The 12,847-nt window shown below is 41.9% G+C and carries 16 protein-coding genes; 15 read left to right on the top strand and 1 reads right to left on the bottom strand.

The features are described from left to right. Positions 1-56 precede the first annotated feature (56 nt). Positions 57-1,895, bottom strand: a complete 1,839-nt coding sequence (locus tag A3712_RS09360) for an ABC transporter ATP-binding protein/permease (RefSeq protein WP_063523214.1) — start codon at positions 1,893-1,895, stop codon at positions 57-59. A 518-nt stretch (positions 1,896-2,413) separates the two neighbouring features. Between A3712_RS09360 and artP the strand changes: the two genes are divergently transcribed. The 15 genes from artP (at position 2,414) to A3712_RS09285 (ending at position 12,817) form a co-directional block, all read left to right on the top strand. Further along, positions 2,414-3,142: an arginine ABC transporter ATP-binding protein ArtP gene (artP, locus tag A3712_RS09355; RefSeq protein ID WP_063523213.1), complete on the top strand. Its 729-nt coding sequence runs from the start codon at positions 2,414-2,416 to the stop codon at positions 3,140-3,142. Between the two features lie 131 nt (positions 3,143-3,273). Beyond that, positions 3,274-4,005 (top strand): arginine ABC transporter substrate-binding protein, encoded by a 732-nt coding sequence (locus tag A3712_RS09350; RefSeq protein ID WP_063523212.1) that lies wholly within the window; start codon positions 3,274-3,276, stop codon positions 4,003-4,005. Positions 4,006-4,008: 3 nt separating this feature from the next. Beyond that, the gene (gene artQ / locus A3712_RS09345; RefSeq protein WP_063523211.1) at positions 4,009-4,695 is read left to right on the top strand and encodes an arginine ABC transporter permease ArtQ; all 687 of its coding nucleotides are present in this window, start codon (positions 4,009-4,011) and stop codon (positions 4,693-4,695) included. Then, positions 4,692-5,360, top strand: a complete 669-nt coding sequence (gene artM, locus A3712_RS09340; RefSeq protein WP_063523210.1) for an arginine ABC transporter permease ArtM — start codon at positions 4,692-4,694, stop codon at positions 5,358-5,360. The genes artQ and artM overlap by 4 nt, the downstream gene beginning before the upstream one ends. Positions 5,361-5,672: 312 nt before the next feature. Then, the gene (locus tag A3712_RS09335; protein WP_063523297.1) at positions 5,673-6,014 is read left to right on the top strand and encodes an SH3 domain-containing protein; all 342 of its coding nucleotides are present in this window, start codon (positions 5,673-5,675) and stop codon (positions 6,012-6,014) included. A gap of 159 nt (positions 6,015-6,173) precedes the next feature. Then, positions 6,174-6,956 carry an SAM-dependent methyltransferase gene (locus A3712_RS09330; RefSeq protein WP_063523209.1) on the top strand — a complete coding sequence of 261 codons (783 nt, stop codon included), beginning with the start codon at positions 6,174-6,176 and terminating at the stop codon, positions 6,954-6,956. A gap of 152 nt (positions 6,957-7,108) precedes the next feature. Continuing rightward, the gene (locus A3712_RS09325) at positions 7,109-7,516 is read left to right on the top strand and encodes a VOC family protein (protein WP_063523208.1); all 408 of its coding nucleotides are present in this window, start codon (positions 7,109-7,111) and stop codon (positions 7,514-7,516) included. A gap of 142 nt (positions 7,517-7,658) precedes the next feature. Then, the gene (locus A3712_RS09320; protein WP_063523207.1) at positions 7,659-8,180 is read left to right on the top strand and encodes a GrpB family protein; all 522 of its coding nucleotides are present in this window, start codon (positions 7,659-7,661) and stop codon (positions 8,178-8,180) included. Positions 8,181-8,322: 142 nt separating this feature from the next. Beyond that, complete coding sequence (locus A3712_RS09315) at positions 8,323-8,961, top strand: LysE family translocator (protein ID WP_063523206.1); 639 nt, start codon at positions 8,323-8,325, stop codon at positions 8,959-8,961. Between the two features lie 317 nt (positions 8,962-9,278). Continuing rightward, entirely contained in the window at positions 9,279-9,626 is a 348-nt protein-coding gene (locus tag A3712_RS28230; protein ID WP_082856208.1) for a hypothetical protein, read from the top strand. Positions 9,627-9,741: 115 nt separating this feature from the next. Next, positions 9,742-10,275: a DUF6817 domain-containing protein gene (locus A3712_RS09305; RefSeq protein ID WP_063523205.1), complete on the top strand. Its 534-nt coding sequence runs from the start codon at positions 9,742-9,744 to the stop codon at positions 10,273-10,275. 144 nt (positions 10,276-10,419) lie between these two features. Then, positions 10,420-10,875: a GNAT family N-acetyltransferase gene (locus A3712_RS09300; protein WP_063523204.1), complete on the top strand. Its 456-nt coding sequence runs from the start codon at positions 10,420-10,422 to the stop codon at positions 10,873-10,875. Positions 10,876-11,147: 272 nt separating this feature from the next. Further along, positions 11,148-11,786 (top strand): RraA family protein, encoded by a 639-nt coding sequence (locus tag A3712_RS09295; protein WP_063523203.1) that lies wholly within the window; start codon positions 11,148-11,150, stop codon positions 11,784-11,786. A 405-nt stretch (positions 11,787-12,191) separates the two neighbouring features. Then, positions 12,192-12,359: a hypothetical protein gene (locus A3712_RS28225; RefSeq protein ID WP_231891785.1), complete on the top strand. Its 168-nt coding sequence runs from the start codon at positions 12,192-12,194 to the stop codon at positions 12,357-12,359. Positions 12,360-12,403: 44 nt separating this feature from the next. Further along, the gene (locus A3712_RS09285) at positions 12,404-12,817 is read left to right on the top strand and encodes a hypothetical protein (RefSeq protein WP_063523202.1); all 414 of its coding nucleotides are present in this window, start codon (positions 12,404-12,406) and stop codon (positions 12,815-12,817) included. Positions 12,818-12,847 lie beyond the last annotated feature (30 nt).

The raw sequence follows: 12,847 nt of genomic DNA, 5'->3' as shown, positions 1-12,847 counted from the left end.
CACGTGTGATTTAAGTTTTTGAAGCTAGAAATCACACGTTGTCAGAGACTTGGCTGTTAGCTACTAGCAGGCTCGTCACTCAGGTGTTTGAATTGGAGTTCAACCAAGCGTTGGTATAGTTCACAGCTATTGATGAGCGACTGGTGGTTGCCGATGTCTACAAGCTGTCCTTGATCGAGTACTGCAATTTGGTCTGCGTGTTTGATTGTCGATAAACGGTGGGCGATGATGATCGTCGTTCTGCCGCGCATTAATTCTTCCAATGCTTGCTGAACATGATGCTCACTTTCGCTGTCTAGGGCGCTAGTTGCTTCATCCAGTAATAAGATGTTTGGATCTTTCAAGATTGCACGCGCGATAGCAATACGCTGACGTTGACCCCCAGACAGCCTTACGCCTCGTTCCCCAAGGAAACTATGATAACCATCAGGTAGGTTCTGAATGAACTCATGTGCGTGTGCTTTTTTCGCCGCTTCAATCACTTGTTCATCGGTCGCTTCTGGGTTGCCATAGCGAATGTTATGGAACACATCGTTACTGAACAGAGCGGGTTGTTGAGGAACAAGCGCCATCTGCTTTCTTAGTTCGTTCGGGTCAAACTGATTGAGTTCCACGCCACCTAGCGTCACTTTACCCATTTGAGGGTCGTAGAAACGTTGCAGCAATTCAAATAGGGTGGTTTTACCAGCACCGGATGGGCCAACTAACGCCAATACTTTACCCTCGTGCGCGGTTAACGACAGGTTGCTTGTTGCTGGTTGATCCGGTCTAGACGGGTAACAGAAGGTCACATCATCAAAAGCGATTTCAGGTGTTAGGTTATCGATCGATGTTGGATTATCGACAGGGGCAACGATGTGGCTTTTCACTTGCAGAATCTCAATTAAACGCTCGGTAGCCCCTGCCGCGCGTTGCAGTTCGCCCATCACTTCAGAAATTGTACCTAGAGACGAGGCGACCATAATCGCGTAGAAGACAAATGCAGCCAGATCGCCGGCGGACATGGTACCGTTGATAACATCAGTACCACCCACCCAAAGCATGCCTGCAATCGCACTGAACACGATAACAATCACCCCAGAGATCAGAATAGCGCGCTGTTTTACGCGTTGACGACCAATTTCATATGCCTTTTCTACTTCAAGTGCGAACGACGCTTTCTCTTGGGCTTCTCGGCTGTAGCTCTGCACGGTTTTGATGTGCTCAATCGCTTCTCCCGCATAAGAGCCAACATCCGACATCGAATCTTGGCTTTTACGTGATAACGCTCTTACACGTCGCCCGTAAACCAAAATGGGAATCAAGATAAACGGCACCGATGCCAGCACTATAAGCGTGAGTTTAATGTTGGTCGCAAACAACATAATGATTGCACCAAGGCACATCAGCGCGCTGCGCATCGCCATCGAGAATGATGAACCAATGATACTTTGAAGTAGCGTTGTGTCTGTGGTGATGCGCGACATGATGTCGCCACTGCCATTGGTTTCAAAGTAACTCGGATGCAATGTCAGAACGTGATTGAAGACGGATAGGCGAATATCCGCACTTACACGCTCACCAACTGAAGAGACTAAGTAGAAGCGAAAGAAGGTACCAATAGAGATCAATACCACAACGACCATGATGAATTGGATTGCGCTACCTAAATCAGACAACGATTGTTGGCTAAAACCCTGGTCAATGAGAAGGCGAATACCGTGTCCCACTGAAAGGGTTAAGCTCGCTGTGAAGATCAAAGCAATCAAAGCTGCGATCACACGACCTTTATACGGCTCAATAAATTTAATCAGCTCAAGCAAAATGCTGAGGCTTTTCTTTTCTGGTTTTGATTCTGGATTCTGTTGAGTCTGTCGCTGAGTTGACTCAAGCGTAGAAGAGACATCGTTTTGCATATGATTGCCTTAGTGTTTGTCGCTTTTAAGAATAGATGACTGGTTACTTGTAATACGTCTTGTACGCTGGCAAGTGCTAGTTATTGAGAATAGAGGCCATTAAAACATTTATTGGAGCGTCACGCTTCTTAGGAAACTCAATTTTCATTAATTCGTGTGCATTCGTTGTACGCGACGAAAGCTAAATAAAAGGAAAATTAAGCACTTATGTTCGCTGCTGTCAGGGCTGAAATCGAGTGGTTATACCTGAGTTTTATGCAGGAATAGAGCTGCCATTAAGAACCTACTATCTTTGCTGACCAAGTGAGTTTGGATTTATAAAAACGTTTGCTTTTTGGTGTCATATTAGAGTTTACAACAGCTTGGGTTAAAGAGAGATAAGATCAGTTAATGAAACTGTTTTTTGTGCAATATTTGTTACAAAAATTCAACAAAATAATTTTTTATACATTTTTCTTGCATAAAAGCCCAATTTAAATAGAATAACCGGCAAATGACAATTAATGCAGTAATTTGGCATGAGTATTCAAGTAAAGAGCATCAACAAATCATACGGCGATATCCAAGTTCTTCACGACATCAGTTTTAACTGTGAGAGTGGCGAAACCTTGGTACTGCTTGGCCCAAGCGGTGCTGGTAAGAGTTCACTACTGCGTGTTTTGAACCTGCTAGAAATCGCAGACGATGGCGAACTGAATATTGCTAACGAGCAATTTGATTTCTCAAGCCAGATCCAAGAGAAGCAGGGGCTAAAGCTACGTCGTAGAGTCGGCATGGTTTTCCAACAATACAACTTATGGCCACACATGACGGTAATGGATAACTTGATTGAAGCACCAACTAAGGTTGCAGGCCTAGATAAGCAAGAAGCGATCAAACAAGCGCAAACGGTTTTGAAAACCTTACAGCTTGCGGACAAAGCAGACGCTTGGCCGTTACAACTATCAGGTGGTCAGCAACAACGTGTCGCCATTGCTCGTGCTCTTATGATGAAGCCAGATGTATTGCTGTTTGATGAACCAACAGCGGCTCTTGATCCAGAGATCACCAACCAAATTGTTAGCATCATTAGAGAGCTAAGCGGTACTGGAATTACTCAGGTGATAGTGACTCACGAAGTTGATTTCGCTAAGAAGATTGCAAGCCACGTTCTTTACCTCGAAAAGGGGTACATCGTGGAACACGGCACCAGCGAGGCATTTACTAATCCGCAGACTCCAGAGTTTGCTGAATATTTGACTCACTAAGTAAGTCGCTCATTAAACCTAAGTTGACTCACTAAGTCACTGACAAGATTTACCTAAACACAACATCGATTAAAACAATCAAATTATAAGAATGGCCACAGGCCGCATTACACAGTATTCGGAGTAACAAAATGAAAAAGATTCTACTAGCTTCACTTATCGGTCTCGCTTCTCTCAATGCAGCAGCTAAAGAAGAAATCAAATTCGCAATGGAAGCGACTTATGCACCATTCGAATATATGGATGAGAACAACCAAATCCAAGGTTTCGACGTTGATCTAGCAAATGCACTTTGTGAAGAGATGAAAGCGACGTGTACTTTCCACAACCAAGCATTTGATAGCCTGATCCCTGCTCTTAAATTCAAACGTTACGATGCGGCTATCTCTGCAATGGACATCACGGAAGCACGTCTTCAACAAGTAAACTTCTCTGACGCTTACTACGATAACTCTGCAGCATTCATCTCTATCGAAGGCAAAGTTGCGGACCAAGCAGCACTAGAAGGCAAGCGTATCGGTGTTCAAAACGGTTCTACTCACCAAAGTTACCTTCTTGAGCAGCTACCTGGTGTGACAGCTGTTCCTTACTCAAGCTACCAAGATGCATTCATCGACATGAAAAACGGTCGTATCGACTCAGTATTCGGTGACACAGCGGTAGTCGCTGAATGGTTTAAGAAAGAAGACAACCTAACGTACGTTGGCGACCAAGTAACAAACCAAGAGTACTTTGGTAATGGTTTTGGTATCGCAGTAAACAAGAGCAACCCAGAGCTAGTTGCGCAACTTAACACAGCTCTTGCAGCCGTTAAAGCAAACGGCGAGTACGACAAGATCTTCAACAAGTACTTCGGTAAGTAATTTATGGAATTAACGGGTTACTCTTTAGGGCTCGTCGAGGCAAGCTGGATGACTATTCAGCTTGCATTCGTAAGCCTGTTGGTTGGATTAATTTTAGCGGTATTGTTTGCTGGCGGTGAAATGTCCCGTCGTATTGCAATCAAATGGCCGACAACCGCGTTCGTGACAATCGTACGTGGTCTACCAGAAATCTTGGTCGTTTTGTTTATCTACTTTGGTTCAACACAAGTGCTCTTCATGATCACTGGTGACTTTATTGAAGTTAGCCCGTTCTTATCTGGTGTTGTTGCGTTGTCACTTATCTTCGCTTCTTACGCTTCACAAACCATTCGTGGTGCATTGAAGGCAGTAAGCAAAGGGCAGAGAGAAGCGGCAAGTGCATTGGGTATCCCACAATCACGCGCATTTTTCAGAATCATATTGCCACAAGCGGTAAGACACGCACTGCCAGGTTTAACGAACCAATGGTTGGTTCTATTAAAAGACACCGCACTGGTTTCTCTGATTGGCGTAACCGATCTACTGAAACAAGCGCAATTAACATCAGCAGCAACGCACGAAGCATTTACTTGGTACGCAACGGCGGCAGCTATCTATCTAATCATCACATTGATTACGCAAAGAGCAGTAAAAGTGATTGATGGTAAGTTCTCTATTCAAGGTTTGGGTAACAAAGGGGCAATGGCATGAATCAACAATACCTCTCTCAAATGCTTGAAGGTTTAGTAACCAGCCTTCAACTAACAGGCGCGTCACTGCTTGTTGGTTGTATCTTGTCACTACTGATGACGGTAACACTGATCCTAAGATTACCTGCGATTCACTGGGTAACACGTGGCATTATTACATTGTTCACTGGTACACCATTACTGGTTCAGATCTTCTTGGTGTATTACGGCCCAGGTCAGTTCGATTGGATTCGTGAAAGTTTCATGTGGACATGGCTTAGCCAACCTTGGTTCTGTGCAATGTTAGCATTGGCTTTGAACACGGCGGCATACAGTACGCTACTGTTCAGAGGTGCATTCAACGCGATTCCAGCAGGGCAGTGGGAAGCATGTCGTGCACTAGGTATGAATAAAATCGCAACACTTAAAGTGTTACTGCCATACGCGTTACGCCGCGCCGTTCCAGCTTACTCGAACGAAGTGATTCTAGTCTTCAAAGGCACATCACTGGCAAGTACCATCACTATTATGGATTTGATGGGCTACGCTCAGCGTATTAACGGCCAAACGTACGACACATTGACTGTGTTCGGTATCGCTGGTGCATTCTACCTAGCAGTAAACGGCATTTTAACACTTATCTTCCGCCAAGTAGAAAAGAAAGCCCTCGCATTTGAAGCGGCGTAAGCTAGCCAGTCAAAAGCTTAACTAACGTATAAAGCCTGCCATTTATGTTCGCATAGATGGCAGGCTTTTTTGTGTTTTCAACATAGCTCGGAGGGCTGTGGACACATACAGTGCGAGGCGGGTTTAGCTAGATTCATAACATATGGAAATATTCTGTATTTTATTATTCTATGTACCTATCTATGTTTTAAGTCACTGAAATAATGAAATTAATTGTGCTAGAGTACCATGCATATGAAACTAGACAGAAAAATTCTGTATTTGAATGCAGAATTTTTCTGTCTAATAGCTGTTATGTACTTTGGAGAAAATATGGAAGTTGTTACTACTAAAAAACACGTCTCAGAATATCCCAATCCGTTTTATTTGAAGCAAGGTGACAAAGTAACTCTAGGTACAATTGACGACGAGTTTCCCAACTGGATCTTTATAACCAGTGTAGAAGGGGAGCAGGGGTGGGCTCCAGTTCAATATGTTGAGAAGATTGAAGGAAGTTCTGAAGGTATTTTGCTTGAAGACTATGACAATGTTGAGCTTAATACTGTCATTGGCGAAAAACTGTCAGTGCTATTCGAACTCAATGAGTGGTATCGAGTTTCGAGATCAACGGGTGAAATTGGTTGGGTACCAGTGCGCTCGGTAAAACGTAGATAACAAGAAATTGAAGATGGATGCACAACGCGTGGCATTTTTGCTTCTACTTCAAATTTAGTGCATATGGCACAATGCTTTAGGTACGAGTGGTGGCGTTGTTCACCCCTTAATTGGGCGTTATGTTCACTGAATAATGAAGCTTCATAGGAGGAATTATAAATGGACGATTTTTACATAGATCCAAAAGGATTGGCAGCATACTATGAAGTTCAATGGCTTGATAAACTTCGCTTAAGTGGAGTGTCTGAACAATTCGAAAGTAAATCTAAGTACGTACCGGAGTCGTTTATCTCCTCAAAACACACGCAACGCGTAGCTAAGTTTATTATTGATGCTCTCGAAGCTGAGAGTATTGAGCCTATTGACGCATTAGAGGTAGGGGCAGCTTTGGGACGAAATAGCTACGAGTTAATTACTAACATACCAAGCATTAGTTCTGTCACAGTTGTTGAGCCGTCTCACCGCTTGCTATCAAACCTCAAACAAATACTAATTGACGGTACTAAATGTGAATTCCCTTATATCAAGAGCTTGAAAGAGTTGGGGTGTTTGGACTTTGATGCTTCAACAATAGCAAAAGCGTGTGATCATGTATCATTTACTTTAATTGAAGCACCTTTCGAGCGTGGTGTGGTTAAGAAAGAGTTTGATTTAACAGTTTGCCTCAATGTACTGGATCAATGTGAATCGCCTAAAACTTTAGTAAACGCATTGATGGATGCAACTTCTTTTAATGGAATGTTAGTTTTATCATGTACTTATCAGTGGAACAAAAAGCATTTAAAAGAAGAAAGTGAAGCTGTTAATGATATAAACGACTATTTTGGAGAGGGTTGGGAAAAGCTATCTGAAGATGAACATGAATACAAGATAAGATTTAACGAAAGGTATTCGTTACTATTTCTTTCCCATGTAGTCGCTTACAAAAAAGTTGGTGGCTAACGTTTGGTACGTGCGCATAACAAACAATTTAGTAGTGATTCAGCACGCGTGGTTTTTTTGGTATGTGGTGACTTCGGTGTTGAAGTGCAATACAGAGGCTTGGTCATTGCGTGTTTCACACCTTAATGCTGCACTATGTCCTTGGAGATAAAATGAGAAAACCATCAATCATTACATTGGGGGTATCAAATATCGAGTCCTCAGCAAAATTCTATGAAGCCGTACTTGGATTAGAGCGCACAGGTTATCAATCTGACGAAATTGTATTCATGGATATTGATGGTCCGGAACTAGCTCTGTTTCCCAAATCCGAATTAGCAAAAGATGTTGGTATTGAACCAAATGGTTCAGGTTTTGCCGGTATTACACTGGCTAGAAATGTTAGTTCGTCTCGTGAAGTTCTTAGCCTGCTGAAAAAAGCTGAAGATAATGGTGGAAGAATCGTCAAACAAGGACAGCCTGTGTTTTGGGGTGGTTTTTCAGGTTACTTCTCTGATCCAGATGGGTACTTGTGGGAGATTGCTGTAGGTTCGGAGCTCTACAAAGCAGAAATCGAGTAACGCACATAACAAATTGTTAAAGATTGATTCGCAAGACGTGGCATTTTCACTATGCGTTGGTTTTAGTGTTTAAGGTGGTATGCGGTGGCTTCGGTATTGCGTTGCTCGCATCTTAGTAGAGCGTTAGGTAAAAGGAGGGGTAATGAGCACGAGAGTAATTGAAGTTGTAGATTATCGAACTTCATGGGCCGATGAATTTAGTGACGAAAAGGTATTGCTTGGTTCGGTCTTGAATTCAGCTAATGTAGTGGAAATTCATCACATAGGCAGTACTTCAGTCAAAGGTCTTTGTGCGAAACCAATTATCGATATTCTTGTTGAAGTGAAATCACTAGAAGAGTTGGATAAAAACAATAAGCAGATGGAGTCGCTTGGGTATGAAGTCAAAGGTGAATTTGGGATAGCAGGTAGGCGTTATTTTCAAAAAGGTGGTATACAACGAAGTCACCAAGTGCATGCTTTTTTAGTTGGGTCTCCAGCAGTAAATAGGCATATTGCTTTTCGAGACTACTTAACTCAATTTCCAGAAATAGCGTCGCACTACGGTAATCTGAAGCGAGAAGGCGCTTCAATTTGTAACAATGATATTGGTGTATATTATAATCATAAAGATAGGTTTATAAAGGAACATGAAGTAAACGCACTACGCTGGAAATTTACCTAACAAGAAAATCGGGATAGATTCGCAACGCTTGGTGCTCTGAATTCAAGTCCGTTTAGTAATTAAGGTCAGTTGGTGGCGCTATTTACATCTTAATTTAGCGTTAGCCTTCGTCATAGGGTTGTTGAACCCGAAAGGGATATATATGGATTTAATAAACCACATCTTAACTTTTGTAGCGGTTGCGACATTGTTAGTTATCTCCCCAGGTGCTAATGGGGTTCTTATCGCTAAAACTGTGTCGTCATCAGGACGAACAGCTGGATTTGCTAACATTTGGGGCTTTGTCGTTGCGTTTTATGTGCATGGGACACTATCAATATTTGGTATTTCAATACTCTTAGTTAAGTCATCTCAGGCGTTTTTCATATTTAAGATGTTAGGTGCGGCATATTTAGTTTGGATTGGTTTGAAAGCGATGAAGAGTGCACTCCATAAAAATCAAGAGCACCCAAAGATTACAGGAGGGAATAATAAAGTTACCTCACTCCGCATAGCCTTCACTGAAGGGTTAATAACAAATTTATTAAACCCTAAAGTCTCTATGTTTTACTTAGCAGCCTTTCCTCAATTTATGCCTGATACTGAGAGCCCAATAAGTGCCTACGTGCTAGTAACAGCTCATTCAATGGTCAATTTTATATGGTTCGCTATTATGGTTATGGTCCTTTCCAAAGTTAAGAACGTTACCGATAGTGCTGAGTTTAAAGCTTGGTTAAACTCAATTACAGGTTTAGTATTTATTATTTTTGGTTCAAAACTAGCTCTAATGAAAAATGGCTAACAAAACACTTATGTTCAATTCTCTACACTTGACATTGTTGCTTCGTTCACGGTCTCTAGCTACTTAAAGCCACACTAGTAGGTCAGGATGAATAAACAATATTAAAAAATCTAATTAAGCAGGTTCTACCGTTTTCTCGTTCGGCAGCCAACTTGATTATAGAAAAGTTCTTGCTTTGACCTAACCTGAAAATATTCCCTCTCAGCATATCCTACTTAAGCATGGTTTCAAACCTTGTGGGGGAGGTGACTACAAAATATGCCAGTGAGTACTTAGGGAAATACATATAACAAGGCTCAAGTAGCAAGGAGGAAAACGTGACAAAAAGGTATATACCTTACGCAACACTGATATTGGTATTGTGCACTGTATTGGTATCTTTGGGTGTGAATTTCCAAATAGCAGGGTCGCTATTCGGAAAAATTAAGATTACAGAGCTAGAGCCCTTCAACACAATGTTGATATCAGTTATCAGGGTAAATGGTTCATTACATTACGTACTTAACGATGATCAGGGCAACTGGTTTGATTCAGGTATAACTGGTACTAGTGCCGAGTGGGACTCAATTGAGAATTGGCACTCTACAGCTAACAAGCGTGAAGGTGCGGCTTGGTTAGGGATATCAATTCGAGTCAAATTATTAAGCACACAACAAACCACCTAACAAAGGTTCTCGCGCTTGGCAGTTTCAGCCCCCCGCTTTATTACTACACAAAATCCAGTTCAAGTGGTACGGCGTAATCATTCATTGGTTAGTTTTTTTAACCTAAAGGAGATTTATGGAAAAATTTGTTAGGCTTCAAGAACTTGGAGCAGGTGACTTTCAGCACCTTAACGGTTCATTGGAAGCACACTTGAAAGGCACTGAACAAGTTCTAATTAACTGGGGTAGTAGTGAGTTACTTCAAATCGCAGGTCTCTTCCATGCCGCGTATGGAACAGCAGGTTTCGATGAAAATATGGTGTCGTTAAGCCAGCGCCAAGACATAGCGCGAATTATTGGTAATGATGAAGAAGCATTGGTTTATTTGTATTGTTCATGCGACCGAGACTATGTATTTCCTCAATTTGGCAAAGTGCCAGAAATCGAGTTTAAAGACAGATTTACTGGTTCAATATTCACACTCGACATTGCAACCGCAAAGTTGTTTTGCGAGTTAACGGTCGCTAATGAGTTAGAGCTTGTTTATAGCAGTGAAGAGTTCAAACTAAAATATGGTGCCGAGCTATTTGAGCTGTTCAAAGGTATGGATAGCTACTTGAGCTCCGAGGCAAGAAAGGCTTACAAATCAGCATTGTCGAATTTTGCATAACAATTGTTCAAAAGAAATTCAGCTCGCATGTCATTTCCATCCCATGGTTGAGTTCGATTTTTACGATGGTAATGTTAAGCTTTGTCGTCGCATTGCTCATACTTTACTGCAGCGTTAGTAGTCAGAAGTAAAAAGGATTTATAGATGGAATTAAAGTATCGTTCAGCTGAATTTGAAGATTTGGAAAGCCTTGTCGTTTTGCTTTCAAATGACCCACTTGGTAGTAAAAGAGAAGATGCGTCTATGCCGTTGAATCGTGGCTACATTGAAGCGTTCGAAGCGATTGCGCGAGACCCAAACAACGAATTATTGGTTGTTGAACTGGAAGGCGCTCTGGTCGGGATGCTTCAACTAACCTTTATTCCGTATCTGACACATATTGGTAGTTGGCGCTGTCTTATCGAAGGTGTTCGAATTCATAGTGACTATCGCGGACAAGGTTTCGGTGAGCAAATGTTCGGACACGCTATCGAACTGGCAAAAAGTAAAGGCTGTACAATCGTTCAGTTAACAAGTGACAAGCAGCGCCCTGATGCCATAAGGTTCTATGAAAAACTTGGATTTAAAGCAACGCATGAAGGGTTCAAACTCGCGCTGTAGGCTATCTGCTAAGCAACTATTTAGTGAATCGCAATATATCGCTTTTTCACAATGCGTTGCATTTCATTGTTTTCTTTAGAGTACGGAAGCTTTGCTATTTCGTTTTTCAATACCTAATTTCGAGCCAGGTCTCTAATAAAAATGAAGTCGTAAATCCGTTAAATTGTACGTTAACGGGCTCCTCGAGTCTTTTCGATGACGATGGGCTAATAATAGATTCACTTTGCTTGGCATTTCTTGGGTTAAGCATAGTTCAAACAAGGAGTGTAAATATGAAGCAAGACTTTTCTACATTAGCGACAACCGAGTACGGAAACATATTGGGTAACCAGTACTTTATGGATTTCAATATTGTTCCTCTTTGGCAGAACATGCCGCGAATTTTTGGCGATGCTTTTACGGTTCAGTTAGCTGCCGGTGATAACTTAATGCTTCATTCTGCAATATACGAAGCACCAAAAGGCTCAATTATTGTCGTTGATGGCGTTGATAGCGAATATGCAGTTGCAGGAGGCAATGTATGCGCAGTTGCTAAGAGTAGAGGCATAAAAGGTTTCATTATTGATGGTGTTATTCGGGACTTGGCTGAAATTACAGACATGAAATTCCCAGTTTTTGCTAAAGGTGTTCATCCAGTTCCGGGAAAAAAAGAGGTCTATTCTGAACTAGGTACTGAAATTAGATGTGGAGGCATAAACGTCTCAACCGGAGATATCATTGTGGCTGACACCGAGGGTGTTGCTGTTATTCCTAAGTCCAGAAAAGATGAGGTGTTTTTAATGGCTTCAGAGAAAGCCAATAAAGAAGCCTCGTTAACATTAGCTCAGTGGGAAGAGAGCCATAAGGCGAAGATTAAGCAAGCAATAATCTGTGCGAAACAAAAACAAAGCGTGCAAAATGATGTAGGTTGAGCGACAGACTTAAGACTTTCGTTACATGAGATTTACCAAAGACAGAGTCTTCTATCGAGCTGTTGAGATATAAGCGCATTTTAGATGCGCTGTTTTTGATAATAAACGTTACCCGTCGAGTATCGAATTTATCTTCATGCTAACTACTAAGACACGGAACTGCAATGAACAGTTTAACATGGACTACACTTGTGCAACTTTTGCTCTCAATGGACATGGTGTTTAGTACTTATAGTTATGGAGGCGAGAGTGGGTTAGAAGCGTTCACTGTCTCTTTAGCGTTGTCTGCGCCTTTAATCTTTACCTTTTTGCTCGTCTTCTCATTTTTCCGAGATGGCGCTGATGACCGGCATGCGTTACTTGGAACTATTGCCATTTGTGTGCACTTATCTATGGTTTTATTACATGTTTGGTGGAATCGATGTGACCAGAACCGACGGTTTAGAGCAAGCACAAGGGCACTCTGGTTTGATACTTTGGCTGGGTAGCATCAAGGCAATGATCATTGGAGTCGCTGTTGGAGTCTGCCCATATTTCGCGACTAGAATGTTTAGAAGGCTCGCCCCTAGATAAGATTATGCAGCTTATCAATACCTCTAACCAAAGGAGCTTGAAGTATGTTTTATAGCAAGGAGCTTAACAAAGGGTTGCTGCTGATCCTCATTGTGTTCAGCGTGTTTATTGTATTTACACCTCACAACGGCTTCGAAGCCTTGTTTGCCCTGTCGATAAACGCTTTAATTGCCACTCTATTTTTCTCCATGACAATTGAGCTCAAAGGCGACACGCTGACTTGGTTTTTCGGTTTTGGTTTTTGGCGTAAGGTTGTGAAGGTATCTGATATCGTCGACATGTCGTTTTATCAAACCAAGTGGTATCACGGTATTGGCATCCGAATGTTGAGCGATGGTTGGTTGTACAATGCATCAACAGGCACAGCGTTAAAGCTGAGCTTAAGCGGTGGAAAACATATCTATATTGGTTGTAAAGACGTACAAGGTTTGAAGGTTGCGTTGAGTAAAAGCAATTAGTGCAGCGAAGTGGTTAATTGTCTGAATGAA

The sequence above is a fragment of the Vibrio sp. HI00D65 genome (genome assembly GCF_001635455.1).
Classification (GTDB): Bacteria; Pseudomonadota; Gammaproteobacteria; order Enterobacterales; family Vibrionaceae; genus Vibrio.
The sequence above is the reverse complement of the archived record's forward strand: the minus strand, read 5'-3'. Positions and strand labels throughout refer to the sequence as shown.

What these genes read in the sequence shown, in the direction of transcription:
- A3712_RS09360 (WP_063523214.1), bottom strand. Translation starts at nt 1,895, where the DNA reads ATGCAAAACGATGTCTCTTCTACGCTTGAGTCAACTCAGCGACAGACT.
- artP (WP_063523213.1), top strand. Translation starts at nt 2,414, where the DNA reads ATGAGTATTCAAGTAAAGAGCATCAACAAATCATACGGCGATATCCAA.
- A3712_RS09350 (WP_063523212.1), top strand. Translation starts at nt 3,274, where the DNA reads ATGAAAAAGATTCTACTAGCTTCACTTATCGGTCTCGCTTCTCTCAAT.
- artQ (WP_063523211.1), top strand. Translation starts at nt 4,009, where the DNA reads ATGGAATTAACGGGTTACTCTTTAGGGCTCGTCGAGGCAAGCTGGATG.
- artM (WP_063523210.1), top strand. Translation starts at nt 4,692, where the DNA reads ATGAATCAACAATACCTCTCTCAAATGCTTGAAGGTTTAGTAACCAGC.
- A3712_RS09335 (WP_063523297.1), top strand. Translation starts at nt 5,673, where the DNA reads ATGGAAGTTGTTACTACTAAAAAACACGTCTCAGAATATCCCAATCCG.
- A3712_RS09330 (WP_063523209.1), top strand. Translation starts at nt 6,174, where the DNA reads ATGGACGATTTTTACATAGATCCAAAAGGATTGGCAGCATACTATGAA.
- A3712_RS09325 (WP_063523208.1), top strand. Translation starts at nt 7,109, where the DNA reads ATGAGAAAACCATCAATCATTACATTGGGGGTATCAAATATCGAGTCC.
- A3712_RS09320 (WP_063523207.1), top strand. Translation starts at nt 7,659, where the DNA reads ATGAGCACGAGAGTAATTGAAGTTGTAGATTATCGAACTTCATGGGCC.
- A3712_RS09315 (WP_063523206.1), top strand. Translation starts at nt 8,323, where the DNA reads ATGGATTTAATAAACCACATCTTAACTTTTGTAGCGGTTGCGACATTG.
- A3712_RS09305 (WP_063523205.1), top strand. Translation starts at nt 9,742, where the DNA reads ATGGAAAAATTTGTTAGGCTTCAAGAACTTGGAGCAGGTGACTTTCAG.
- A3712_RS09300 (WP_063523204.1), top strand. Translation starts at nt 10,420, where the DNA reads ATGGAATTAAAGTATCGTTCAGCTGAATTTGAAGATTTGGAAAGCCTT.
- A3712_RS09295 (WP_063523203.1), top strand. Translation starts at nt 11,148, where the DNA reads ATGAAGCAAGACTTTTCTACATTAGCGACAACCGAGTACGGAAACATA.
- A3712_RS28225 (WP_231891785.1), top strand. Translation starts at nt 12,192, where the DNA reads ATGTTTGGTGGAATCGATGTGACCAGAACCGACGGTTTAGAGCAAGCA.
- A3712_RS09285 (WP_063523202.1), top strand. Translation starts at nt 12,404, where the DNA reads ATGTTTTATAGCAAGGAGCTTAACAAAGGGTTGCTGCTGATCCTCATT.